The organism is Plesiocystis pacifica SIR-1 (genome assembly GCF_000170895.1).
GTDB classification, from domain to species: Bacteria; Myxococcota_A; Polyangia; order Nannocystales; family Nannocystaceae; genus Plesiocystis; species Plesiocystis pacifica.
In genome coordinates this window covers 1-24191 of sequence record NZ_ABCS01000035.1, presented here as the reverse complement: position 1 = coordinate 24191, position 24191 = coordinate 1, and the positions used below count along the sequence as shown (strand labels likewise).

At 70.4% G+C, this 24191-nt stretch carries 20 protein-coding genes; 8 read left to right on the top strand and 12 right to left on the bottom strand.

The window, feature by feature from the left end:
• Positions 1–5 precede the first annotated feature (5 nt).
• Positions 6–830 (top strand): nucleotidyl cyclase domain-containing protein, encoded by an 825-nt coding sequence (locus PPSIR1_RS18870; RefSeq protein ID WP_045116301.1) that lies wholly within the window; start codon positions 6–8, stop codon positions 828–830.
• On the opposite strand, the gene PPSIR1_RS18865 is transcribed toward PPSIR1_RS18870, so the two are convergent.
• Positions 827–1393 (bottom strand): hypothetical protein, encoded by a 567-nt coding sequence (locus tag PPSIR1_RS18865; protein WP_045116300.1) that lies wholly within the window; start codon positions 1391–1393, stop codon positions 827–829. The two genes, PPSIR1_RS18870 and PPSIR1_RS18865, sit on opposite strands and share 4 nt — an antisense overlap.
• A gap of 145 nt (positions 1394–1538) precedes the next feature.
• On the opposite strand from PPSIR1_RS18865, the gene sppA reads away from it, so the two are divergent.
• Positions 1539–3590, top strand: coding sequence for a signal peptide peptidase SppA (gene sppA / locus PPSIR1_RS18860; protein WP_006972716.1), 2052 nt, complete (start codon positions 1539–1541; stop codon positions 3588–3590).
• Positions 3591–3603: 13 nt separating this feature from the next.
• On the opposite strand, the gene PPSIR1_RS18855 is transcribed toward sppA, so the two are convergent.
• The 8 genes from PPSIR1_RS18855 to PPSIR1_RS49410 all read right to left on the bottom strand — a co-directional run bounded on the left by PPSIR1_RS18855 (position 3604) and on the right by PPSIR1_RS49410 (position 12619).
• The gene (locus PPSIR1_RS18855) at positions 3604–4200 is read right to left on the bottom strand and encodes a hypothetical protein (protein ID WP_006972715.1); all 597 of its coding nucleotides are present in this window, start codon (positions 4198–4200) and stop codon (positions 3604–3606) included.
• Between the two features lie 61 nt (positions 4201–4261).
• Positions 4262–5437 carry a hypothetical protein gene (locus PPSIR1_RS18850; RefSeq protein WP_157595708.1) on the bottom strand — a complete coding sequence of 392 codons (1176 nt, stop codon included), beginning with the start codon at positions 5435–5437 and terminating at the stop codon, positions 4262–4264.
• 4 nt (positions 5438–5441) lie between these two features.
• Positions 5442–8252: a TonB family protein gene (locus PPSIR1_RS18845; protein ID WP_157595707.1), complete on the bottom strand. Its 2811-nt coding sequence runs from the start codon at positions 8250–8252 to the stop codon at positions 5442–5444.
• Positions 8253–8261: 9 nt separating this feature from the next.
• Positions 8262–9194 (bottom strand): TonB family protein, encoded by a 933-nt coding sequence (locus PPSIR1_RS49415; protein WP_006972712.1) that lies wholly within the window; start codon positions 9192–9194, stop codon positions 8262–8264.
• A gap of 7 nt (positions 9195–9201) precedes the next feature.
• Complete coding sequence (locus tag PPSIR1_RS18835) at positions 9202–9651, bottom strand: ExbD/TolR family protein (RefSeq protein ID WP_006972711.1); 450 nt, start codon at positions 9649–9651, stop codon at positions 9202–9204.
• Complete coding sequence (locus PPSIR1_RS18830) at positions 9651–10316, bottom strand: MotA/TolQ/ExbB proton channel family protein (RefSeq protein WP_006972710.1); 666 nt, start codon at positions 10314–10316, stop codon at positions 9651–9653. Before PPSIR1_RS18830 ends, PPSIR1_RS18835 begins: the two co-directional genes overlap by 1 nt.
• 196 nt (positions 10317–10512) lie before the next feature.
• Entirely contained in the window at positions 10513–11640 is a 1128-nt protein-coding gene (truD, locus tag PPSIR1_RS18825; protein WP_006972709.1) for a tRNA pseudouridine(13) synthase TruD, read from the bottom strand.
• A 10-nt stretch (positions 11641–11650) separates the two neighbouring features.
• Complete coding sequence (locus PPSIR1_RS49410) at positions 11651–12619, bottom strand: hypothetical protein (protein ID WP_198154546.1); 969 nt, start codon at positions 12617–12619, stop codon at positions 11651–11653.
• A 111-nt stretch (positions 12620–12730) separates the two neighbouring features.
• On the opposite strand from PPSIR1_RS49410, the gene PPSIR1_RS18815 reads away from it, so the two are divergent.
• From PPSIR1_RS18815 to PPSIR1_RS18805, 3 genes are all read left to right on the top strand, one after another.
• Positions 12731–14032: an alkaline phosphatase family protein gene (locus PPSIR1_RS18815; protein ID WP_045116298.1), complete on the top strand. Its 1302-nt coding sequence runs from the start codon at positions 12731–12733 to the stop codon at positions 14030–14032.
• A 388-nt stretch (positions 14033–14420) separates the two neighbouring features.
• Entirely contained in the window at positions 14421–16043 is a 1623-nt protein-coding gene (locus PPSIR1_RS18810) for a DUF1592 domain-containing protein (protein ID WP_006972706.1), read from the top strand.
• The gene (locus PPSIR1_RS18805) at positions 16040–17434 is read left to right on the top strand and encodes a DUF1552 domain-containing protein (RefSeq protein ID WP_006972705.1); all 1395 of its coding nucleotides are present in this window, start codon (positions 16040–16042) and stop codon (positions 17432–17434) included. Before PPSIR1_RS18810 ends, PPSIR1_RS18805 begins: the two co-directional genes overlap by 4 nt.
• A gap of 19 nt (positions 17435–17453) precedes the next feature.
• Here PPSIR1_RS18805 and PPSIR1_RS18800 read toward each other — a convergent pair whose 3' ends face one another.
• The 3 genes from PPSIR1_RS18800 to PPSIR1_RS18790 all read right to left on the bottom strand — a co-directional run bounded on the left by PPSIR1_RS18800 (position 17454) and on the right by PPSIR1_RS18790 (position 21665).
• Positions 17454–18467, bottom strand: a complete 1014-nt coding sequence (locus tag PPSIR1_RS18800) for a CE1 family esterase (protein ID WP_086001471.1) — start codon at positions 18465–18467, stop codon at positions 17454–17456.
• Between the two features lie 63 nt (positions 18468–18530).
• Entirely contained in the window at positions 18531–20132 is a 1602-nt protein-coding gene (locus PPSIR1_RS18795; protein ID WP_086001486.1) for an IgGFc-binding protein, read from the bottom strand.
• A gap of 96 nt (positions 20133–20228) precedes the next feature.
• Positions 20229–21665: a hypothetical protein gene (locus tag PPSIR1_RS18790; RefSeq protein WP_006972702.1), complete on the bottom strand. Its 1437-nt coding sequence runs from the start codon at positions 21663–21665 to the stop codon at positions 20229–20231.
• Positions 21666–22104: 439 nt separating this feature from the next.
• Here PPSIR1_RS18790 and erpA point away from each other — a divergent pair, with 439 nt between their 5' ends.
• The 3 genes from erpA to PPSIR1_RS18775 all read left to right on the top strand — a co-directional run bounded on the left by erpA (position 22105) and on the right by PPSIR1_RS18775 (position 24171).
• Positions 22105–22509 carry an iron-sulfur cluster insertion protein ErpA gene (gene erpA, locus PPSIR1_RS18785; protein WP_006972701.1) on the top strand — a complete coding sequence of 135 codons (405 nt, stop codon included), beginning with the start codon at positions 22105–22107 and terminating at the stop codon, positions 22507–22509.
• Positions 22510–22514: 5 nt separating this feature from the next.
• Positions 22515–23105, top strand: coding sequence for an NUDIX hydrolase (locus PPSIR1_RS18780; protein ID WP_006972700.1), 591 nt, complete (start codon positions 22515–22517; stop codon positions 23103–23105).
• A 175-nt stretch (positions 23106–23280) separates the two neighbouring features.
• A complete protein-coding gene (locus PPSIR1_RS18775) occupies positions 23281–24171 on the top strand; it encodes a hypothetical protein (RefSeq protein WP_157595705.1) in 891 nt (296 codons plus the stop codon).
• Positions 24172–24191: the final 20 nt, after the last annotated feature.

The following is a 24191-nucleotide window of genomic DNA, read 5'->3' as shown; positions in this document are numbered from 1 at the left end:
GGGTCATGAGCGAGGTCGAGCTAGTCTTCGAATTGATCGACGCCACGGGGGGCGGCTGCTGTCGCCTGGGCGCGGACGAGACCATCGAAGCGGCGTCGCCGGGCTTCCTGAGCCTGGCCGGATTCGAGGGGGACCCGAGCGGGCAGACCCCCCACGCCCTGGTCCCCGAGCTCCCGGCCCTCGCCGAGCTCCCCGAGCGCGCGAGCGCGGACGCGGCGATGTTCCGCCACGTCGGCGCCGACGGGGTCGGGCGCGAGCTGACGGCCGCCCGCGCGGGCGTCCACCTGATCTTGATCGACCGCAGCGGCGAGGCCCGCCTGCGCCGGACCCAGACCCGCCTGGGCCGGCAGATCGACGACCTCAAGGCCGAGCTCGCCGCCCGCGAGCGCGAGCCACGACGCCCCCGGGTCCGGTCCATGGCCGAGCTCGCCCGCCGCCTCGACGAGGCCATCATGCGGGCCCGTCGCTACCGCCACCCGGTCAGCATCGTGGCGATCCGCGTCGAGGCCCAGGCCAGCGCCGACGCCTCGCTCTACTCCACCGTCAGCGACACCCTCGTGTCGAGCGTCCGCGGCGTCGACGACCTCGGCCGCGTGGACGCCCAGCACTGGGTCCTCGTGCTCCCGCACACCCCCATCGCTGGGGCCGAGGTCGTGGGCAAGCGCGTGCAGGCGCGGCTGGGCAAGCTCGAGCTCGAGCGCGTGGCGATCGGCGTAGCCCAGGTCGGCGACGAAGAGGCCGGCAGCGCGGCGGTCGAGCGCGCGGATCAGGCCTGCACCCAGGCCCTCGAAAAGGGCGGCGGCCTGCTCCTCGCCGTGGCCTTGGTCTAAGCCGGGCCGGGGCTCTCCGGTAGGTCCGGATCGACGTCCGGGATCTGTCCGCGAGCCCCGCGAAAGGCGAGGGCCAAGGTCGCGATCAAGCCCCAGCTCAGCCCCACGACGACGCCCGCGTCGATGGCCCCGCGCCACGGCTGGTCGAGCTGCGCGACGGCGACGATGAGCCCGATGATGCCGACGATCAGGCCCCACGAGCCGATCAAGCGGCGGCGCGTCGCGTGGATCAGGCCCATGACCATCAGCGGCGCGAGCACGACGGTGAGCGCCGTCGGGTGGCGGACCAGGTGCTGGGCGCGGACCACCACCCGGGGCGAAAAGCGCTGCTGAAAGCCGCGGTAGCCCTCGAAGTAGGCCAGGCCCGCCATGGCACCGAGGTAAGCCAGGACCACCGCTGGCTCGACGCTGGCCCCGTCGAGGACCGCGGCCCACGGCTCGAGGGCCCGGGGGGCCAATCTCACGATCGCCTGCCCCAAGAGCAGCGCCACCCCGCCGACGGCCCACGCCGCGATCGCGACGCTGCGCGGGTCTCGTTGGGCCTGGGCCGACACTGCCACCATGTTCGAGCTTAGCGCAGCGATGGTTCCGCTCCAGCCCGAGCTGTCCGCAAAAGAGTGCGAGACAAAGCGCGCCCTGCCGACACATGGGAGCGAGCTCGCCCCGTGCGAAACTACCCGCGACCATCACGCCTCCATGAGGACACCCATGGCTGAGAACCCCCGACTCCGCATCCCCACCGCCCTGTCCCTCGCTGCCCTCACGCTCTGCCTCACCGCGCCGTTGGCGTGCGACAAACCAAGCGAGGGCGAAGGCGAGCCCGCCGAGGAGGCCAGCCACAGCGAGGGCGGGGACGACACCGCGCGCGAGGACGAGGACGACGCGGTCGCCAACCCCTTCGCCGGGATGGCCAACAACCCCTTCGCCGCCTTGCTCGGCAAGAAGCTCAGCGAGCCCGGACCCTACGACCCGCCCAAGCAGTCCGACGGCTTCGACGCCGACGAGCCGCACCTGCGCGTGCTGACCCTCAAAGGCAGCGTCGCCGAGGTCGAGGGCGTCGATCCGCTGGCCATGGTCCTCGGCGGAGGCGGCAGCACCCTGCAGACCCGCGCCTTGCTCGACGAGCTCGACGAGCTCGCGGCCGAGGACGAGGTCCGCGGGCTGATCCTGCGCGTGGGCAACCTGGGCATGGACATGGCCCGGGCCGAGGAGCTGCGCGCGGGCCTGCTCGAGTTCAAGGCCACCGAGCGCTCGATCTACTGCCACGCCGAGACCCTCGACAACGCGAGCTATTACCTGCTCAGCGCCTGCGACGAGCTGTCCATGGCGCCCGTGGGCACCGTGGCCATCCCCGGGCCGATCGCCACCCCGATCCACCTCAAGGGCCTGCTCGACAAGCTGGGCGTGCAGCCCGACTTCCTCCACGTCGGCGCGTTCAAGGGCGCCGCCGAGCCCCTGACCCGCGACGCCCCCTCGCCCGAGATGATCGAGACCCTCGAGGCGGTCATCGACAAAGCCCACGGGACCATGGTCGAGGGCATCGCCAGCGGGCGAAAGCGCAGCCCCGAGGAGGTCTCCGCGTGGATCGACGAGGCCCTGTACACGACCGAGAAGGCCAAGCAGGCCGGGCTCATCGACCGCGTCGACGTGTGGGAGCGCTACCTCGCCGACGCCACGGACGCCGCGGGCACCGACGCCGGGCTCGAGACGCCCCTGGGCTGGAAGAAGGCCAGCGTCGGCGCCGAGGCCTCGGACATGCTCGACGACCCCATGGCCCTCCAGCGCTTCATCGGCCTGGCCCCGCCCAAGCGGCCCACCGAGCCCCACGTCGCCATCGTCTACGCCGTCGGCAACATCATCGACGGCAAGGGCCAGGGCGCCCTCGGGGCCACCAGCGAGATCGCCTCGGGCCAGCTCGTGCCCGTGCTCGACCGCATCGCCGCCGACGATGCCGTGGCCGCCGTGGTCCTGCGCGTCGACTCCGGAGGCGGCAGCGCCCTGGCCTCGGAGCAGATCTGGCACGCCGTCGAGCGCCTCAAGGCCAACAAGCCCGTGGTCGTGTCCATGGCCGGGGTCGCGGCCTCGGGCGGCTACTACATCTCGGCGGGGGCCAACCACATCGTCGCCGAGCCCAACACCATCACGGGCTCGATCGGCGTGGTCGGGGGCAAGCTCGCCATGGGCGAGGCCCTGTCGCGCTGGGGCGTGGAGACCTTCACCGTCAAAAAGGGCGCCCGGGCCAACCTGTGGTCGCCCATGGACACGTGGACCGAGGAAGAGCGCGCGGCCATCTACGCGACCATGGAGGAGACCTACGAGGTCTTCCTGTCTCGGGTCGCCGCCGGCCGCAGCATGGACCGGGACGGCGTGCACGCCATCGCCCAGGGCCGGGTGTGGACGGGCGCCGACGCCAAAGAGCGCGGCCTCGTCGACGAGCTCGGGGGCATCGAGGTCGCCCTGGCCAAGGCCGCCGAGCTCGGCGAGGTCGAGGGCGAGCCGGGCTACGAGGTCTACCCGGGCGAGCCCACCCTCAAGGACCTGCTCGGCTCCTTCGGCGGCGCGGCGGGCATGGCCCAGGCGAGCGCCGGAACCCGCCTGCCCATGAGCGCCCAGCTCATGCTCGACGAGCTCGCCCTCGGGCTCGGGGACGCGCCCGGGGCCCAGGCCTGGCTCGGCGCCGTCGAGCGCAGCCTCTCGACCTTGTTCCACCTCCAGGGCACCACGCTGTGGTGCGTCGAGTGGATCGCCCCACCACGCTGAGGCGCGCTGCGCTTCACTTCCAGGACACGCGGAAGCTGACGTCGACGAGGGCCACGCCCTCGCGCGCGCCCTTGGGGATCATCCGGCCCTCGACCTCGGGCTCGCTCGCGCCCGAGCCCGAGAGCAGGGCGCTGGCGTAGCCCCGGCTCATGGCCAGGAACCACGAGCCGAGGGGCTGAGGCACGCCGTGGAACACGATCTTCGCGTCGCTCGCCCCCTGCTCGAGGATCTCGGCCTCGCCAAAGTCGAAGTTCTCGAAGGCGACCTGGACCAGGCGCTCGACGACTCGCTCGGAGCGACGCGAGCGCAGGCGCATGCGGCCGAACAGGCCGACGTCGGCGTGGGCGAGCTGCTCGGCGTGGGCGGACACCGAGCGCTCCCAGGCTTGGCCCTCGAGCTTGGCGAGGATCTCGGTGATCGGCCGCAGCGGGAGCGCGCCGTACCACTCCTTGGGCTTGAAGCTCTGCGTCACGAAGGCCCGGTGCGCGCCCTCGGGCAGCGCCGCCGCGACGGCCTCCATCCCGCCCGGAACCCGCTCCTTCGCGTAGGCGCCGATCCCCAAATAGGTGGCGCCGCGGGCGTGGAAGGGGCTCTCGCCGGGAGCGTACACCTCTCACGGTGCCACAACCCGACCTCGAGTGGGGGGATTTTGTCCAGGACCCCGAGCGCGCTCAGGGGTCCGTCACCTCGACCTCGAACCAAAACCAGTTCACGCCCTGCCGACCGTCTCGGACCACGTAGTACATCCGCGCCCGGTCGTTCGGCGGACGCTCGTCCTCGTCCTGGCTGCCCTGCTCGAGGGTCCACTGGTTGTAGCTGGACGGGTCGTCGCTGGTCCCGGCGAGCAGCAGCCCCCAGGTCAGGAACCAGTCCCCGGCGTAGCCCTCGCTCCGCTCTTCGAAGCTCTCGCCGTTGTTGACGGGGATCAGGAAGGTCTGGAGGTCCTCCTCGGGGGAGTCGACCTCGACCTGCAAGGTGGCGCCCAGGGGGAAGCTGACGGTGTCGCCGGAGACGATGGTCTGGGCGTTGCCGACCTGCTCGCCCTCGTCGTTGACGGAGCCGACGCGGATCTCGGAGATCCGCGGGTGGCGATCGGCCTCGGGGACGTCCTCGGGATCCGGGGCCTCGAGGCCGGGGATCTCGGCGCCGAACATCTCGGCGAGCAGGGCGAGCTGCTCGAGGGGGCCGACGTTGAGGCGCTGGACCGCGAACAGGCAGTCGTTGGGCAGGTCGAACTCGCCGCGGAGCAGCTCCCGGGCGCAGGTGTCGGTGTCGGTGCCGTCGGGCACGCCGCCGATCATGGTCAGCTCGATGCTGCCGCTGATGAACACGCTGGCCGAGATCGGGACGTCGTACTCGGGCGTGCCCTCGCGCCCGATGACGCAGGGGCTGTCGACCTCGGGCAGGTTCTCGAAGTCGGAGAAGTCGATGTCGGCAAAACCCGGGGACTCGCAGGCCGGGATGTCCTCCAGCTTCAAGGGCATCGCGTCTTGCAAGCACGCGAACAGGCCCTGGCCCGGGGTCAGCTGACAGGCGATCCACACCAGGTCGAGGCTCTCGGGGTCGACGGGCCCGTCGGCGTTGACGATGAAAGGATCGAGGGTGACGGTCTCGAAGGGCAGGGCCTCGGCCTTGGGCCGGTCGGCGAGCTCCGGATCCTCGGGCAACAAAGCGCCCGTGACCTCGGTGCGGATCGCGAGCACGCGGTGCTTGATGATCAGCCGCGGGTCGGGCAGCTCCATGGCGCAGCCCGTCGTCATCGCAACGGTCAACGCCGCGCCGCAACCCACCGCGAGCTTGGGGGCGAGCAGGGACAGAGCTGACAGGCGTGGGAAGGCGGCGGTCATGGCGTCACAGCTCCACCCGGAAGCCGATGCTTGGAATGATAGGCAAGGAGTTGATGGTCGAAAAGGTCTGGAAATCGTAGGCGTAGTTGAAGGCCTCGATGTTCTGGCGGTTGTAGACGTTCTGGACGTCGATGTAGCCCGTAATCTCGAGCACCGGCAGGGTCCAGGTCTTGTCGAGGCGCAGGTCGAGCTGATGGAACGCGGGCAGGCGGCCGCCGTTGATCGGCCCGTCGACGGCGATGTAGTCGGCGAGCTGGGCGTCGTAGATGCCGTCGGTGATGTCCGTGGTCGGGTTGCCCGAGACCAGCCGAAAGCGCGCGCCAAACTGCCAGCCCCGGGCGAAGCGGTAGCTGGCGATGAGCGTGAGGATGTGGGTCTGGTCGAAGTCGAACAGCCGCTGGGCCTCCCCCGGGGCGTCGCGCCGGACGCTGCGCGAGAGGGTGTAGGACACCCAGCCGAAGAAGTTGTCGGTCAGGTCTTTGCGCAGCAGCAGCTCGGCGCCGTAGATCTCGCCGGTGCCCGTGTTGGCGAAGGTCTCGGGCCCGACCGAGCCGTCGATCTTGGTCACGATCTCGCCCGAGGGGGAGACCAGATCCCAGAGGTTCTTGTAGAAGCCGGTGAGCTCGATGAAGGAGTCCCAGGGCAGGTCCTGGGCGATGCCCAAGCTGGCGTGGGCCGAGCGCTGCGGGCCCAGGCGCGGGTTGCCGAACACCAAGTCGAGCTGCACGGGCTGCTGGATGCCTTGAGAGTAGAGGCCGACCGCGCCCTTGAAGGCCGTCGAGTCCGTCAGCTTGAACACCCCGCGCAAGCGCGGATCGACGGTCATGCGGTTGGTCGGCTCGGCGTAGTACTCGAGGCGCACGCCGGGGTAGAGCACGAACTTGTCCGTGGCCGCGATGGTCAGCGTGGAGTAGAAGCCGCCGCGGAACAAGATGCCGTCGACGCGGCGGGTCACCGCCGTCGACGCGTCGACCCCCTGGCCGCCACCGCCGCCGCCGCCCGCCGGCGGACCGCCGCCGCCGCCGGAGGTCACCGGCGAGGTCACGTCGACGATGAACTGCGTGGCGACCACGTTGGTGCCCACGCGCAGGCGCATGCGCTTGCTCAGCTGGCGGCTGATCTCGGCCCGGCCGGTGTAGTCGTAGCTGTCGACGTCGAGCTTGAGCACGTCGAAGATGTCCAGCTCCGTGGTGCTGAAGCGAAACGCGGGCGTGACCAGGAACTCCCACGGGCCCACGCGCTTGCGGTAGACGGCGTCGAGGCGAGAGAAATACTGCCCGGTCTCGATGCCGCTGCGCGCCGCGTCGACGTCCTCCTCGTCCTCGTTGGCGCCGGAGAACACCAGCTTGCTCTGGTCGTTGCTGCCGAAGGCCCGGATGCTCAGGTCGCCGCCGGACACGGGCACGTCGACGAAGGCCTGGTAGTCCCAGTAGCGCGGCGCGACGGTGAAGTTGATGCCCGCGTCCTGGGGCAGCACGCGCGGGAGCAGGAAGTCGATGTAGCTGCGCCGGCCGGCGATCGCGAAGCTGCCCTTGCCCTTTTTGGTCAGCGGGCCCTCGGCCAAGAAGCCGCTGTCGAAGGCGTTGACGTCGATGTAGCCGTGGTAGCCGTCCTTGCGCCCGGCCTTGGGCTGGACGTTGACCACGCCGCCGATGGCGTCGCCGTAGCGGCTGTCGAAGTTGCCGGGGATGAAGTCGATCTGCGCGAGGATCTCCGAGGCGAACACCGAGCGCAGGCCGCCGAAGTGAAACAGGATCGGGATCTCGTGGTAGCCAAAGAAGACCGCGGAGTCCTCCGGGGCCGCGCCGCGGATCGCCAGGGTGCCGGTGTTGAAGGGCGCCCGCGCGACGCCCGGGAAGTTGAGCACGGCCTTGAGGGCGTCGCCCTGGGTCCCGGGGATCTTGGTGATCTCCTCGACCTTGAGGCTGCGCTCGACGACCTCGGGCATGGCCTCGCGCTCGGTCGTGACCTCGGTGCGGTAGGGGTTCGAGGCGGTCCGCCGCGGCCAGATGTTGATCTCGATCTGCTTGTCGGGCTCGAGCATCAGCACGCGATCGCTGCGCTCGTAGCCCGAACCAAGCACGATCAGCCGGACCTTCCCGTCGGGCACGCCGCGCAGGCTGAAGGTGCCGTCGGAGGCCGTCAGGGTCTGAACCGTCCACTCGGGCGCGGGGCCGCTGGGGTCCTCGTAGCGCGTGCCCTTGACCTCGCCCACGGGCAGGTCGCCGGCCGGCACGGCGAGCACGGTCGCGCCCTCGATGGGGTTGCGATCGCCGGCCTCGCGGATCTTGCCGAGGATGCGCACCGGGCCCGCGTCGGCCTCGCTGACCTCTTCGCCTTCGCCCTCCCCCGCCTCGACGCCCTCGGGGTCCCCCTCGGCGCCCTCGGGGTCCTCCTCGGGCGGCGGCTCGGGGATGGGCGCGGCCACGTCGAAGGCCAGGGTCAGCTTGATCTCGACGACCTGGCCCTTGTAGGTGCCGGGCGTGAAACGCAGCTTGCTGACGGTCTCGATCGCGTGGGGGTCGAGGGCCGGGTCGGGGCTCTCGAGCACGGTGATCTCGAAGGGGACGCCGTCGGTGCCGACGACGTACTCGAGCACGATGCGACCCTCGGGCGGGGACTCGAGCTCGAGCAGCTCGGCGGGGTAGACGAACTCGACGGGGCCGAGGGCCTTGGGCGGGATCAGGTCCGGGGCAGGCTGCTCCGCGCCCTCCTCAGCGGGCGGAGCCGCCAACGCCGGGCTCGAGCCCAGGGAGAGAGCGGACGCGATCACCACGGCCGGGAGCAGGCCGCATGCAGAGCGAAGCAGGGTCACGGGAGCGAGTCAGTCCTTGACGCGGAAGGCGTACTCGTAGCGCAGCTCGAAGTCGACGGCCTTGCCGTTGGTGGCGATGGCCGGCTTGAAGCGGGCCTTCTTGAGGGCCTTCTTGGCGACCGCGTCGCAGCCCTGACCGATGCCCTTGACCACCGTGACCTTGCGGACCTTGCCGTCGCGCTGGATCTGAACCTTGAGGATCACGTCGCCCTGCACCCCGAGCTCGGCCGTGGCGGGGCACTCGATCTTGGGCACCTTGGTGGGCAGGGGCATGGTCTTGATGAACAGCTCGCTGCGCGGCTCCCACTTGGCCGCCTTGCCCTCGGGCTCGCCCTTGGGGTCGCCCGCCGGCTTCTTGCCCGTGCCCTTGCTGTCCGGGCGGCCCGTGCCCCCGGGGACCCCGCCGGTGCCCTGCTGCACGACCACGCCGCTGCTGCCCCCGTCCATGGCGAGGTTGGACGCGTCGAAGCGCATGGGCGGCGGGGGCTCTTCCGACTGAGGCTCCGGGGCCTGCTTGGGCGGAGCCTTGGGCGGGGGCTCCTTGGGCTTGATCTGCGGCTCGGGCTCAGGCTCAGGCTCGGGTTCAGGCTCCGGCTCGGGCTCGGGCTCGGGCTCCGGCTCGGGTTCAGGCTCAGGCTCGGGCTCCGGCTCTTGGACCTCGGCGACCTCGAACTCGATGAGCTCCTGCGTGGCGGGCTCGAAGTCGATGAAGTAGGGCAGGACCATCGCCCCGGCGATGAACAGGGCGTGGGCCCCGATGCCCCCGAGGATCGCCGCGATGCCGTGGCCGACCTCTTCCCGCGAGGTCGCGTAGAACAGCGCGCTGAGGACCACGACGGCCCCCGCGAGCACGTACATGGGCAAGGAGATGCCGTTGATGGTGATCTCCCAGACCCACAGCGAGGGGGCCTGGATCATCGACAACAGCTGCACCGCGCCCATGTTCGCCTCAACCTTCGCCGCGCTTGGGCTGCTCGGTGGCGATCGCGTACTTGCTCACGCCGTTCTCTCGCAGCAGGTCGATGAGGTGGACCATCGCGCCGACCTGGGCCTCCGTGTCGCACTGCACGATGCCCTGCAAGTCGGCGTTTTGAGCGACGCGCGCCTTGATCGCCTTGGCGATCTTGTCGTCGACGATCTGCTGCGAGGCGCCCTCGACGGGGGTCCCGTCGATGGCGAACTCGTCCTCGCCGCGGCACATCAAGATGATGCTCAGCGGCATGTCGTCGACGTTCTTGCCCGACGCGGCGTCGGGCTTGTCGACCTCCATGCCCTCGATCTCGTTGATGGTCGTGGTGGTGACCATGAAGATCACCAGCAGCACGAGGATGATGTCGACCATCGGGGTGATGTTGATCCCCGTGATCTCGCCGTCGTCGTCGAGTCCGCCGGACGCCATCAGTCCTCGTCCCCTTCGTCGCCGCGGTCGCGGTCGAGGGCGCTGAGCTGGGCCAGGGCCATGCCCGTGAGGCCGTCGGCCTCGGCGAGCTGCCGCTTCACGCGGCGCTGGAAGGCGTTGTAGGCGATGACCGCCGGGATCGCGACGAGCAGACCGATGGCCGTGGCCACGAGGGCCTCGGAGATGCCGGTCATGATCTCGCTGGCCTCGTCGCCCGTGGTCACGCCCGACTCGCCGAGCTTGTTGAACACGCGCAGAATCTCGAGCACGGTGCCGAACAGTCCGATGAAGGGGGCGTTGCTGCCGACGGTACCCAGGAAGCCCAGGTTGCGCTCGAGGCGGAGCTTCTCGGAGGCTCGGTTGCCCTCGAGCACCGCCTTGGCCGAGGGCGCGCCCCGGTCGGCCACCTCGAGGGCAGCGCCGAGCATGCGGGCGCCGGGCGAGGGCTGGTTCTCGACCAGCTTCGCGGTCCCCTCGATGTCGTCGTTGGCGAGCTTGTCTGCCACGCCCTTCATCAAGCCGGCGTCCTTTTTGCTGATGCTGCTGAAGAACATCAAGCGCTCGATGACGATGGCCACGCTGCCCACGCTCAGGGCGACCAAGATCCAGAGCACCCAGTTGGCGCCCAACAGCGCGAGTTGGAGGAAGGCTTCTTGAAGGTTCATCTCGAATCTCGGGCCTGAGACAGCTACGCCGTGGCGACTGTCTCGACCGGGCGCAACGTAGCCGAGAACAAGACCATGAACCAGGGTTCAAGGTGCTTTTTGACGTTCTGGCCGATCTAGCGGTCCTTTTTTTGTTGAACACACCGACCACTGGACGAACCTTAACCACGGCGCGAGATGCGGGCTCGCGCGGTCCTCAGCCGGTGAACTCTCGGAGCACGGTGGTCGCGTAGCTCCCTGGAGGCAGGCAAAAACGCAGCTCCAGGCCCGCTTGGAAGCCATCGACAGCAGGTGACAGGTCGAGCGCGAAGCCCTCGGGCCACACGCGTGCGCGACGTCGGGTCCCGGGCACGCGCTTGCCGAGGGCCGCGAGGTCCTTGGGGCTGATGCCGGCGATCGAGAGGATCTCGGCTTCGAGCGCGCCGGCGGGCGAGCCAGCCTCGGGCGCGCGCATCTTGGAGCCAAACATCGGACCCGTGAGGACCAGCTCCCCCGCGTCGAGTCGGGCCTGATCGAGCTCGGGCTCGCTGCACTCGAACAGCCCGCCGGTGGCCCGCTTTTGCAGGATGTCCCCGCGCAGGACCCGATCTTCGAGGCCGCGTCGCGCCCGCTCGACGAGGTAGAGGTTGAACAGGGCGGACTGCCCCACGCTCGCCAAAAAGGTGTCGCGCTTGCCCGGCCGAGCGCGCCCTCGGCTGCGTCGCGCACGCAGCCGGGCCAGGCCCGGCCCGAGGTTGGCCCCGTCCTTGCCAAAGCGCTGCGCCCCGTAGGTGTTGCGGACGCCGACCCGGGCGAGGTGCTCGACGAACAGCGCCGCGCGCTCGCGCGCTGCGTCCAGCGCAGGACCCTCGCCGAGCTCGCGGATGACGAGGGTGAAGCGGTTGGCGCGAAGGTGCCCGCGGCGGAGCTTGTGCGAGTGGGGCTCGACCTCGCCGAGGCTGAGCTTGGGGTGGCGCACCCGGCTCAGCGCCGGCGCGGCCCGGGCCGGCACGCTGACCCGCTGGGTGGTCACGGCGTTGCGATCCTTGAGGCCGGCGACGCCGATCTCCGCCGCCGGCACGCCCACGGCCCGAGCGAGGATCTGCACCGCCTCCTCCGTCGTCAGCTCGCGCTTGGTCAGCTCGACGAAGCAGTGGCTGGCCTCGCCTTCGCCGCCGCCGTCGGCGGGATAGGCCGGGAGCTCGTGGACGCGAAAGTCCTCGGGGCGCGACCGAATCTGCCCGCCGATCCCGGCCAGCGACGCGCACTCGGGGATCGACGCGAGGGTCCGCGGCGGGTTCAGGGCGGCCTCGCGCAGGCGCGGCTCATCGAAGGGAGGCTTCACGGCGGCGACCCTACCCCGAAGATCGAGGGCTCGTCCGCCGGAGCAGGTCCTCGTCGGCGAGGGCCCGGGCGAGGCGCTGGGCGTGGGCCCGCGCTCGCGCGCGCTCCTCGGAGCCCGGCGGCCAGGCCTTGGCCAAGCACTCGAGGGCCATGATTCGAAAGCGGACGTAGCCTCCGTCGGCGGCGTGCTCGGCCGCTTCTCGGGCCAGCGCGCGGGCGCGCTCGAGCTCCCCGCCAACGCGGGCGCACTCAGCCATGCACTCGGCGCGGCGAAACTCGACGAAGGGCAGGCCCGTGCCCTCGGGGATCGCCGCCGCGCTCGCCCGCGCCGCGTCGAGCTCGGGCTCGGCACCCGGCGCGCGCGGGCGCAGCCGCAGGTAGATCCGCTGGCCCTCGATGCGCGCCCGGTAGCAGGCTCGCTCCTCGGTCTCGAGCGCGCCCCCGCTCAGGCGCGAGTCGGCCGCGTCGAGGGCCGCGAGCGCGGGCCCGTAGCCCGCCTCGGCGTCGGCGAGCAGGCGCGCCCGGAGCAGGCCCACCTCGAGCTCGGCGGCGAGCCCCGCCCGCAACGCGAGGGCCTCGGCCCGCTCGAGCTGCGCCTCGCAGCGCTCCCGATCCCGCAAACGCAGCCACGCCGAGGCCAGGCCCACGTGGACCCAGGCGAGCTCGGCGGACTCCGAGATGGGCGGCCGATCCCACAGCCGCAGCTGCTCGATGCGCAGGCCCGTGGGCAAGTCGGCGAAGCGGCTGTGGTACTGCCCGAGCCACGCGAGCCAGCGGCGCAGATCCGTCGGCACGCCCAGGTGGCGCAGGACCCAGCGGCCGTACTGGCCGCCCGCCTTCGAGCCCCGCCCGGCCAGGCGACGCAGGCCCTTCTCGACGGTCTGGCGATCCCGCGGGGCGTCGGGGACCGCCGACAGGCGATGGACCAGCTCGTCCGCCAGCGCCGCGTAGCCGCCAAATTCCGCGACGTGGGCCTGCACCAGCGCCCCCCAGCCCACGCCGTGTCCGGGCCCATGTCCGAAATCGTGTCCTTGCACCTCGGGATGCCCCCGAGCACCTTCCCATGGCCGCTCGAAGGGAGCAACGCCACTATGATCAACGAAGATTCGCTGCGCGCCTTCGCGGCCGCCCGAGGCCGCGACGACCGGGTCCACCCGCGCCGGACCCCCTACAACTTCGCCGGGATCCCGAGCCTCGTGGGCGCGAGCTTGGGCCTCGAGCTCGAGCTCGCGCCGACCTTGCCCGAGGCCGCGCTCGGCCCCCTGCCGCGACGCTACGATCGCGTGATCACCCTGCTGGTCGACGGCCTGGGCTGGACCAGCTTCGAGGCCGCCGGGGCTGCCCTCCCCTTCTTCCGCCGCTTCGTCGAGCGCGGCGTGTGCTCCCAGCTGAGCGCCCAGTTCCCCTCGACCACCGCCGCCCACGTGACCACGCTGCACACCGGCGAGCCCGTGGAGCGCAGCGGCGTGTTCGAGTGGGTCTACTACGAGCCCCAGCTCGAGCGCCTGTTCCTGCCGCTGGTCTACGCGAGCGTCGAGGGCAGCGAGACCGCCCCGCTCGCGGCGGCCCCCGAGCCCAACCCGCTGTTCCCGGCGCGGACCTTCTACACGCTCTTGGCCGAGCACGGGCGCAGCTCGGCGTGCCTCCAGCGCGACCGCTACGTCGACTCGCCCTTTTCGCGCAGCGTGTGCCGGGGGGCGCGACGGGTCGGCTACGCCGACGTGCCCGAGGTCGCCCGGCGCCTCGCCGAGGCGACGCGCTCGAGCAAAGACCCGAGCCCCGACTACGCCTGCCTCTACCTCGACGACCTCGACGGCGCGGGGCATCGCCACGGGCCGGGCTCGCCCGAGCACACCGAGGTGCTCGGCCACATCGCCAGCGCGCTCGAGTCGGAGCTGCTCCCCGCCCTGGCCCGCTCAAAGGCGCGGACCCTCGTGCTCGTCACCGCCGACCACGGCCAGCTGCGCGTCGACCCCGAGCGCACGATCTACCTCGACCAGCTCCTGCCCCAGTGCCGGGAGTGGATGCGCCGGGACGGACGCGGCCGACCGCTGCGTCCCGGCGGGAGCCCCCGCGATCTCTTCCTCTACGTCGAAGAGCACCGCGTCGACGAGGCCCTGGGCGCGCTCCAGGCCGCCCTCGACGGCCGCGCCGAGGTCCTGCGCACGAGCGAGCTCGTCGCGCGCGGCGTGTTCGGCCCGCGGCCGAGCCCGCGCCTGCTCGAGCGCCTCGGCGAGATCGCCGTCTTGCCTGCGCACCGCGGCGACGCGGGCGAGATGATCGGCTGGTGGGGCGAGGGCGAGGGCCAGCAACACAAGCGCGGCCACCATGGCGGGCTGGCCTCGGCCGAGATGGCGATCCCCCTGCTGGCGATGGCCTTCGGCCGCGATTGAAGGCTTGCAGCGAAGGCCATGCATGGATTGCGACGCTGCCCTTCGCCGCCATAATGGTTAGACCGCTGGGGAGATGCCGGGAATGGGGCCGCATTTCAAAGTCATCCATTTCAGCGCCGACCACTCATTAACATTCGTCAGCCAAGGGCAGAGCGACGCCCCTGCGCAAGGGCCCGGGTGCCAGCCCTCCGTGCCATTCGCCCGTGACGGTCGTTTCGTGACCTTGGGCCGATGCTCGAACAGACCATTGTGTAAGGCTCGATCCGCGAACGAATGCTACGATTAATGTGATTGTTTAATGCCCCACGATGTGAAAGCGTGAACCTCGATGGTACGAATATCGAGGGCCACGCTGGTGTCGGGGGCGGTGCTCTGTTCGGCTTGTTACGTGGGCATCGACTTCGTCGAAGACGACGCCCAGGCGGACGGGGGCAGCGACGACTCCGCGGCCGACTCGGGCGCGGACGGAGGCGAGGAAGAGCTCGGGCCCTACGCGGAGCCGCGCCTGCGCGTGCTCTTGGGCCGGCAATACGTCAACGCGGTCACGGACCTGCTCGGCCCGGCCGCGGGCGAGGCCGTCGACCCGCGCACGGACGTCGCGCTCAACGGCTTCGTCGCCGTGGGTGCCGCTCAGCTCGCGCTCAGCGACGACGACATCGACCGCTTCGAGTCTTCGGCCCGGGCCGCCGCCGCTGCTGCTCGCGCCGCCGACACCCTCGGCGACTTCTACAGCTGCGAGCCCGCTGACCTCGCCGACGCCAATTGCATGACCGAGTTCGTCGCGGACTTCGGCTACCTCGCCTGGCGGCGCCCCCTCGACGACGCCGAGCTCGCGCGCTGGGTCGCCGTGGGCGTGGAGGCGGCCGTCGACCTCGGCGACTTCGAGACGGGCCTCGAGTTCGTCGTCGCGGGCATGCTGCAGTCGCCCTACTTCGTCTACCAGGTCGAGCGCGGCGAGCCCGTGGCCGACCTGGGGGCAGCGGGCGTCGAGCGGCGCGCGCTCCAGCCCCACGAGCTGGCCACGCGCATGGCCTTCTTCTTGACCGACAGCACCCCGAGCCGCGAGCTGCTCGCGGCCGCGGAGGCGGGCGAGCTCGACGACGAGGCCGGGGTCCGAGCCTGGGCCCTCGCGCTCATGGACCACCCGCGCAGCCAGGCCGCCCTCGAGGGCTACTTCGCCGAGCTGCTGCACATCGACCACCTCGAGGCCGTCGCCAAGGACGGGGGCACCTACCCGGGCTGGTCGCCGGCGCTCGCCGAGTCGATGCGCGGCGAGACCCTGGCCCTGGTCAGCGAGGTCATCTGGGAGGAGGGTCGGGACTTCCGCGACATCCTCGACGCGGACTACACCTTCGTCGACGAGGCCCTCGCCGACCACTACGGCGTCGCCTACCCCGGCCCCGCGGGCTTCCAGCGCGTCGCCTTGCCCGAGGGCCAAAAGCGCGGGGGCATCCTCGGCCACGCCGGGCTGATGTCGAGCCTGTCCCACGTCGACAGCACCTCCCCGACCATCCGCGGCAAGTTCGTCCAAGAGCGCCTGCTGTGCTTCACCATCCCGCCGCCGCCGCCGGGCGTGGTCACGGATCTGCCCTCGACCGAGGAGGCCAAGACCATGCGCGAGCGCCTGGCGCTGCACCAGCAAGAGCCCGAGTGCGCGGGCTGCCACTCGATCATGGACCCGCCGGGCCTGGGGCTGGAGAACTTCGACGGGGTCGGGCGCTACCGCGAGCTCGACAACGGCGAGCCCATCGACGCGCTCAGCGACCTCGACGGCGACCCCTTCGAGGGCTCGGGGCAGCTGGGCGCGGTCATCCGCGAGCGCCCGCGCTTCACCTACTGCAGCGTCGCCAACCTCTACCGCCACGCGACCGGGCACATCGAGTCCGGGGGCGAGGTCGACTCCCTGCTCACGGTCGACGACGCCTTCTCGGCCGAGGGCCACGCCTTCCGGGCCCTGCTCGTCGAGCTCGTGGCCAGCGACGCCTTCCGTCTCGTTGGAGAGCTGCAATGACCGCCAAAGCACCCATCATCCGCTCCAAGCCCCTGAGCCGTCGGACCCTGCTGCGCGGGGCCGTCAACGGCGTCGCGGTCGGCCTGGCCCTGCCCGTGCTCGACATCATGCTCGACGAGCACGGCGAGGCCCTGGCCAACGGCACGCCCCTGCCGCGCCGCCTCGTGACCTGGATGTTCGGCAACGGCGTGGCCCTGAACGTCGAGGGCGAGGTCAACAGCGGGCTGCGCTTTTGGCCCAGCTCGACCGGCGTGGGCTACGAGGTCACGCCCCAGCTCGCGCCCTTGTTCGAAGCCGGGGTGCTCGACTACTGCTCGCTGTGCTCGGGCTTTGACGTGGGCGCCGCGGCCGAGCACCGCCGCGGGCACCACGACGGCTGCACCGTGTTCTCGGGCTACCCCTTCATCGAGCTGCCCGCGGGCGGGAGCAACTACTCGTCGAAGTCGGGCGGGCCGACCATCGATCAGGTCGCGGCCGCGGCGATCGGCGGCGAGACCTTCCTGCCCTCCATCCAGCTCCAGGTGTCCAAGCGCATCGTCAAGGGCGAGGGCCCGACCCTGCAGTACCTGTCGCACAAGGGCCCCGACCAGCCCCTGCCCCAGATCGCCGACCCCCAGGAGGCCTGGGACAAGCTCTTTGGCGGCTTCACGCCCTCCGACGACCCGACCAAGCCCCACCGCCTCGCGGCCCTCGACGCCGTGCGCGAGGACGCCCTGGCCCTGCGCATGCGCGTGGGCAGCGAGGACCGGCACCGCCTCGACGCGCACCTCGAGTCCGTCGCCCAGATCCGCACCCAGATCAACGCCATCGCGCCGCAGTGCATGACGCCGCCCCTGCCCGGCGAGACCAACACGGACATCGACGGGGTCGAGCCGCTGATCGCGGTCAACCAGGTCATGAGCGACCTGCTCGCCCTCGCCTTCACCTGCGACATCACCCGGGTCGCCAGCGTGCAGTTCAGCGGCTCCGTCGGCGGCACCGTGTTCAGCGACCTCGAGCTCAGCGCCGGTCACCACGCGATGTCCCACGAGTCGGCCCGCAACGAGGACATCGACGCGACCACCATCTACGCCATGGCGCGCTTCGCCGAGTGGCTCGTCGCCCTGCGCGACATCCCCGAGGGGGCCGGCAACATCCTCGACAACAGCTGCCTGCTGCTCAGCAGCGACTGCGCCTCCGGCCTCGCCCACAGCACCTTCGACCTGCCGCTGATCGTCGCGGGGGGCGGCGGGGGCGCGCTCGCCTACCCGGGCATCCACTACCGCTCGCCCTCGGCGCAGAACACCTCGGACGTGCTCCTGAGCTGCCTGCAGACCGTGTGCCCCGAGGCGACCGAGGTCGGCGGGACGCTGGGCTACTCGAACACGCCGCTGTCGGCGATCCTCGCCTGAAGCCGACCCCGATCAGGCGTCAGCCCTGGGCCTCGAAGAAGGCCCAGATCGCCGCCGGGGCGAAGGCCGGCCACTCGTGGCCCCCCGGATGCTCGCACCAGTGCAGCGCGGCCTCGCAGCCCGCGTAGGACACGCAACCATCGGGCGGGACGTCGCCGAAGCCGTCGTCGCAGCCGTTGAGCTCGGCCCAGGTGTCTCGGGAGTTCAGGCCCTCGGACAGCTCGACGACATCGTCGGCGCTGCCGTGGGTGATCCACACCGCCATCGGCCCGTCGCAGGCGCCGAAGAAGGGCCCGCCCCCCGCGACCGGGGCGATGGCCGCGAAGCGATCGCCTCGATAGCAGCCCAGCGAGTTCGACATGTAGCCGCCGAAGCTGTGGCCCGTGGCGAACACCCGGTCCTCGTCGACGCACAGCTGCGTCGTGAGGGCCTCGTGGAGGGCGTCGAAGAAGGCCACGTCGTTGCCCTGGGGCATGAGGTTCCAGCCGGGCTGGTTGCCGAACTCGGGGAGCGGGAGGCCGTCAGGGTAGACCACGATCGCGTCGTCGCCGATGACCCCCGCGAGGCCGAAGTAGTTCGACGCCAGGGAGCCGCTGCCGCCGAGGCCGTGGATGGCGTAGACGAGGGGGTAGGCCTGATCGGGGTCGTAGTTGTCCGGCAGGGCGAGCACGAAGGTCCGCTCCTCGCCGCCGACCTCCACGCTCGAGCCCACGTTTGGCGCGGCCCCGCAGCCCGAGCTCCCGCCCGTGCCGCTCGACTCTGCTTCGCTCGACTCCTCCGACTCGGTCGACTCCGACTCGGTCGACTCCGAAGACTCCCCGTCCGACGAAGACTCCTCCGAGCTCGTCTCGTCGCTCTCGCCCGACTCCGAGCTCTCGCCGACCTCGGTGTCCGTGTCCTCGCCCACCTCGCCGCTGGTCTCGCTGCCCGCCTCGTCGCCGCCCTCGTCCTCCGACGCGCCGGGGCACGCCGTCAACACAGGCGCGCACAGCAGACAAGCCAGGAGGGACCACGAACTCGGACGCGCACGCATGCTCCGATGGTGCGCGCAACCCTCCCTCGGGGGCAACGGATCGCCCAAGGACGACGATGAAAACTAGCCCTGGGGCTGCGGGTTGATCGTCGCCAGCCGCAGGCCGCCCGGGTAGGCGTAGGAGGTCACGTTGGTGTAGCCGATCTGCAAGAGCCCAAAGGCCTGATCGCTCTCGGCCAGGTGCGCGCCCTCGGTGATCGGAAAGTCCGCGACCTCGAAGTTACCCACGACCTCATAACCGGTCACCAGCTGCCCATCCACGAACACGTCCGCGCCGCCGATGGGCCGGATGATCTGGGCGTAGTTGAGGTTGTAGCCCGTGCCGGTCACGAACACGTAGCGGGGCAGGTACTGCTCCGTCGGCACCATCTGATAGGAGGCCGGGTCGCCCGTGCCCGCGCCGCCGTTTTGACCCTCGAGGTACTGCACGGGCATGAACGGCCCGTCCCCGGTGAACATGAAGCTCTCGGTGGTCGAGAACTCGACCCACTCGCCCTGGTCGAGGGTCACCGGCGTGCCGGGCTGGGGCGGATCGGTGGAGATGGTCACGGCGTCGTCGCCAGCGTAGACCCGCCAGTAGTAGTCCTCGCTGCCGCGCTGCGGGGCGTGGGCGCCGACGTACTCCTGACCCCAGTAGTCCAGGGGCAGCATCTGCTCCTCGATGTGGTCGCAAAAGGTGATGTTCTGCGGCACGTTGACGCAGGGCACCGCGCCCACGACCCAGGCCGGCTCGCTCGTGGTGATCACCGTGCCGGACACGTCGGTGCCCGAGGTCACCTGCAGCATGTCGAAGTGGTTGACGGTGACCATGGCCGAGCCGCCGCCGTTGACCGCCGGGACCCCCGACCCTGCCTGCGTGCCCTCGGGGGTGCTCCACTCGACGACGGTGCCGTCGTGGATCCCGACCACGGCGAAGTAGGAGTAGTCGCTGCCGATGTTCGTGTCGTAGGCGGCGACGATGTAGTTTTGGCCGAGGGCCGCGTCGGGGATCAGCATCGAGGAGTCGTTGTGGGCCTCGGCGTCGATCGGCGAGTGCTGGTAGGCGACCAGGGGCACGTCCGACTCGACCCTAAAGGCCCCGCCCACGCGCAGCACGGACACGTCCCCGGGCTGGGTCGGGCTGTTGAGCACGAACTCGTGGGCCTGGCCCGGGGCCACCGACACGGGGCCGCCGACGGCCTGCTCGTTGCCGCCCACGCCCTGGTAGAGCTGGACCGTGGCGGTCTGATCTTCCGAGACGTTGCCGACCACCAGCGAGGTCGGCTCCTCGATGAAGTTCTGCATCTTGTTGGCGTGGAAGGAGCAGCCCACGGTGCTCTCGACCAGCAGGGCCTGGGCGCAGTTCTCGGGGATGGGCGGGAGCACGGGGCCTCCCTCGGCGCCGCCGTCGGGGACCCCCCCGAGGTCGAACTTGGGACCCTCGCCGCGGTCCTCTCCCTGATCCTCCTCCTCGCCCGCGTCCGTGGTCGAGCCCGCCTCGCTGTCCTCCCCGTCGCCGGTCGAGGAGCTCGTGCCCGAGTCCTCCGTACCGATGCCCGACTCCGTCGTGCCCAGGGTCGTCGACATGCCCAGCTCGTCGTCGCCCTCGCCCCCCGAGTCCCCGCACGCCGAAGCCGACAGGGAGACGAGAGCGAGCGAGAGCGAGCCAAACAAGCGACGATGCATGGGCGACATCATACGCCCCGAAAACCGAGAAAAGCCCCGTACGTCACCGTACGAGGCCTTCCGTGCGCGGCGCGCTGCGCCGAGCGACTGGCCGAGCTACTGGCGCATCTCTTTTTTGCGCTCGTCGTCGAAGTCCTTGAGGAAGGCCTCGGCGTCGAGGACATCCTGGGACTTCTCCGTATCTTTGCGCATGTTGTCGAGGTTGACGTCGACCTTCGTGAAGCGCGCGAGCATCTGGAAGAAGGCGTTGCGCGTGGCCGGGGCCGGGGGACGCGCTTCGTCGCCGGGATAGCCGCGGTTGATGCCCTCGTCGATGCGCACCAGGATGCACTCGACGGCCTCGGTGACGAGCTTGTCCTCGTCGGTCTGCTGGGCCTCGAGGCCCTTGAGCAGCGGCTTGTCGTCGCTGAAGTCGTTGATCATCCCGTCGAGGGCCATGCGCGAGGCGCAGTAGGCGTAGTCGGGATCGTTCTCGTCGGGCACCTGCCCGCCCTCGAAGTCGCCGCCAGCGGCCGACAGAGTCGCAAAATCCGAGAACACCTGGCGGTAGATCAGCGAGCGGAGGTAGGCCTCCTTGAGCTTGTTGCCCTTGAGCTTCTTGCTGAAGATGAAGGTGATCTCCTGGTAGCCGCCGCCGAGGTCCTCGCGGTGCAGGCCGTAGCCGACCTCCTCGTCGATCTCCACGTCCTTGGCCGCGGCCGGGATCATGTCCGAGCCCTCCATCGCCCAGCGCGCGTGGGTGTCCAGGCGGAACTCCGTCTGCGCCTGGAGATCGGCCACGTTGTTGACCATCTTGAACAGCTCTTCGTCCTTGTCGATCTGCGACGCCCAGCCCTTGAAGGGCGCGTCGTGGGCGGCCTCCCAGGTGATCTTCTCGGGCTCCTTCATGCCGAACTGCTTGCGCAGGCCGCGGAGCAGGGGCTTGAAGGGCTGGTCGTAGGCGACCACGCGGCGGGCGTACATCTTGACGCCCATCCACTTGGCCCAGATCTCGTCCTTGCGCCCGGTGTAGTCGGCCTCGAGCTCGTTGGCGGCCGCGGCCAGGTCGCCGTCGAGCTTGGCCACGGCGGCGTCGTAGCGCTCCGAGGCGAAGAACTCGAGCAGGCGCAGGTCGGCGTAGACCGAGCGGATGAGATCGCGCTGGTCCTCGCCGAAGGAGTACTTGATGGAGTTGAGCTGCTCGGGGAAGTACTTCTCGGCGTCGTTGCGCACGGCGAAGGCGTCGGCCTCGGCCACGCCGACGATGATCGCTTTCGCCCGATCGCCGTCCGAGAGGCCAGCGCGGAGCTCGACGATGGCCAGGACGCCGGGGTTGCTGATCGAGTAGTTGCCCTCGCCCTCGACCTCCCCCTCCCGCACGTCGGGGAGCGAGTCGGCGGCGTAGAGCTCGTTGAGCAGGGGCGCGAGCTTGTCGCGCATGGGATCGGCGGGGATCTTGGGCACCGCGTCGGCGGGGTTGCCCTCGTCGTCGCCGTAGCCCATCTGGCGGCGCATGGCCTCCTCGCGGCTCTCGCCACAGGCGCTGAGGGTCATCGCGGACAGGAGGAGCGCAATCGCGGGAATTCGTAGCCGGTACATCGGGGGAGTCGTCTCCAGATCCAGGGAACTGCCGGCGCCGACGGGCTCTCGCGACGCCTGAGCCGCTTCACCCTAGGCGGACGCCGTCCGCGCTGTCAAACCGATAAATCCGCCGAAAACCCAAGCTCCAGCGGCGCGAAGACAGCGCAAAGCAGCCCATGAGCGAAACCATCGAGCCCACTCCGCGCCCGATCCGCAACCTCCCCTAGACTTCCCCAAAGGTCCGTTTTGACCGGCTCTGCGGGCGAATTTCCGCTATTTGGCTAGTTGACCCCGATGCCGCTGGGGCCCATGCTCTCACCAATTCCGGGCCGTCCAACAGCGCATCGAGGCCAGCCCGACGGAGCCCGAGGGCGAGGCTCGACTCTCCCGCGCACGTGAGAAGAGAAACACGATGTCCGAGACCAGCACCGAGACCAGCACCGAGACCAACAGCGCACTGGCGGACGCGTCGGCCGGCATGACCATGGCAGGGCCGCTCAACATGACGGCCAACGCCGCGGAGAAGGTCGTCGAGATCCGCCAGGCCGAGGACATCGAGGACAGCTACGCCCTGCGCGTCAAGGTCATCGGTGGCGGCTGCGCTGGCTTCCAGTACGACCTGTTCTTCGACGAGCAGGCCGAGGGCGACAACGTGTTCGAGAGCAACAACGTCAAGCTGGTCTGCGATCAGATGAGCTTCATGTACCTCATGGGCACGACCATCGACTACGTCGAGGGGCTGCAGGGCGCCGGCTTCAAGTTCGAGAACCCGAACACCACGGGTAGCTGCGGCTGCGGAAGCAGCTTCTCCGTCTGAGCTCCGTGCTCGAGCCTCTGCTCCCGACGGACTTTGGTCGACGCCTCGACGGCGTCCACGAGTCGCTCCCCGATCCGGGCTCGCTGCGCTTCGCCGCGGTCATTGGCCTGCTGCTCGAGGGCGAGGCCGGAACGCAGGCCCACGATCCGCAGCTGGTGCTGATCGAGCGCTCGAGCCGGCTGCGCCAACACGCGGGCCAGCTCGCCTTCCCCGGGGGCAAGCCCGAGGACGAAGACCGCGACCTCCTCGACACCGCGCTGCGCGAAGCGTGGGAGGAGGTCGGCCTGCCCCGCGAGCACGTCCAGGTGGCCGGCCGGCTCAGCCCCGTGCCCACGCCGACGGGCTACCTGATCGTTCCCTTCGTGGGACGCGTGCGCACGACCTGGGAGCCGGAGCAGACCAGCCCGGAGGTCGCGCGCTTGCTGACCCCGTCCATGGCCGAGCTCATGGATCCCCGCGTCTACCGCAGCCGCGGCTCGGCGATGTGGGAAGGCCGGCGCTACGACCTGCACGAGTACGCCATTGGCAAACCCCCGCTATGGGGCGCCACGGCGCGGATGGTCTGGGACTTGATCACCCGCATCCAAGGTGCGTGAGCTGCGTGCGTTGCGAGCACGCCGCGCGGCCTGGAAGGCTGCGTAGCAGGGCTCTCTCGCTTTTCAGTACGTGTTGACGGGCCACGCCCGCAGTACGGCTTTGCTGTATCGTCGCCCGCGATCGACACCCAGGCCCCCCAGCTTGGATTGGCAACAGCACGAGCTCGTATTCATCATGTTTCTGCGCCACACTTCAATTGCAATCATTCCTTCTGTCCTCTGCCTCAGCCTGAGCCTTGGATGTAGCGACGACACCACCGAGGCCGAGGGCGGCAGCGAGACCGCCGGGGACACCGCTGGAGACGGAGACACCGTCGGCGACGAGGTCGGCGAGGAGAGCTCGAGCTCTGGCGGCGGCGAGACGACGAGCTCCGACTCCAGCAGCAGCGAGGACGAGGGCTGCCCCGTGGGCGCCGAGGGCTGCCCCTGCACCCCCGGCGGCGGCTGTGACCCGGGCCTGATGTGCGAGGGCGGGACCTGCACCGAGGCGGATCCGGACGCCGGCGAGACCACCGAGGAGGGCACCACCGAGGAGGGCACCACCGAGGAGGGCACCACCGAAGAGGGCGAGACCACCACGACCGGCGGCGGCGGCGGGGCTTGCATGGGCGACGAGTTCATCGAGGTCGAGCTCTACTCCGCCGAGCTCGACGGCTGGACCGAAGAGACGAGCATGCTCGGCGAGGGCGAGATCCTCGCTTGGGACCAGCAGACCAACGACGCGACCGCGACCTGGACCATCGACATCCCCTGCGACGACACCTGGCACATCTGGGTCCGCGGCTGGGAGCAGGGCCAAGACGACTCCTACTTCGCCCAGCTCGACGGCGAGCCCAACCCCGACGCCATCTTCGAGCTCGACTGCACCGGCGGACCGCAGCAGTCGACCTACGAGTGGGTCGAGCTCAACTGGCGCGACCAGCAAAACGGCGGGCCCTGCGAGTACGAGCAGGATCCGTGGACGGCCGACTGGGACGCCGGCGCGCACACCCTGACCCTCGGCTACCGCGAGAGCATCGCGATCAGCGAGGTCTGGATCACCAACACCACCGACGCGCCAAACTGAGCGTGTGTATCGACCGGCGC

Excerpts from the sequence above, each read along its gene's own strand:
- PPSIR1_RS18800 (WP_086001471.1), bottom strand. The coding sequence starts at position 18,467 with ATGCGTGCGCGTCCGAGTTCGTGGTCCCTCCTGGCTTGTCTGCTGTGC.
- PPSIR1_RS18865 (WP_045116300.1), bottom strand. The coding sequence starts at position 1,393 with ATGGTGGCAGTGTCGGCCCAGGCCCAACGAGACCCGCGCAGCGTCGCG.
- PPSIR1_RS18805 (WP_006972705.1), top strand. The coding sequence starts at position 16,040 with ATGACCGCCAAAGCACCCATCATCCGCTCCAAGCCCCTGAGCCGTCGG.
- PPSIR1_RS18790 (WP_006972702.1), bottom strand. The coding sequence starts at position 21,665 with ATGACCCTCAGCGCCTGTGGCGAGAGCCGCGAGGAGGCCATGCGCCGC.
- PPSIR1_RS18795 (WP_086001486.1), bottom strand. The coding sequence starts at position 20,132 with ATGCATCGTCGCTTGTTTGGCTCGCTCTCGCTCGCTCTCGTCTCCCTG.
- PPSIR1_RS18850 (WP_157595708.1), bottom strand. The coding sequence starts at position 5,437 with ATGACCGCCGCCTTCCCACGCCTGTCAGCTCTGTCCCTGCTCGCCCCC.
- PPSIR1_RS18815 (WP_045116298.1), top strand. The coding sequence starts at position 12,731 with ATGATCAACGAAGATTCGCTGCGCGCCTTCGCGGCCGCCCGAGGCCGC.
- PPSIR1_RS18830 (WP_006972710.1), bottom strand. The coding sequence starts at position 10,316 with ATGAACCTTCAAGAAGCCTTCCTCCAACTCGCGCTGTTGGGCGCCAAC.
- PPSIR1_RS18775 (WP_157595705.1), top strand. The coding sequence starts at position 23,281 with ATGTTTCTGCGCCACACTTCAATTGCAATCATTCCTTCTGTCCTCTGC.
- PPSIR1_RS18835 (WP_006972711.1), bottom strand. The coding sequence starts at position 9,651 with ATGGCGTCCGGCGGACTCGACGACGACGGCGAGATCACGGGGATCAAC.
- PPSIR1_RS18870 (WP_045116301.1), top strand. The coding sequence starts at position 6 with ATGAGCGAGGTCGAGCTAGTCTTCGAATTGATCGACGCCACGGGGGGC.
- PPSIR1_RS49415 (WP_006972712.1), bottom strand. The coding sequence starts at position 9,194 with ATGGGCGCGGTGCAGCTGTTGTCGATGATCCAGGCCCCCTCGCTGTGG.
- sppA (WP_006972716.1), top strand. The coding sequence starts at position 1,539 with ATGGCTGAGAACCCCCGACTCCGCATCCCCACCGCCCTGTCCCTCGCT.
- erpA (WP_006972701.1), top strand. The coding sequence starts at position 22,105 with ATGTCCGAGACCAGCACCGAGACCAGCACCGAGACCAACAGCGCACTG.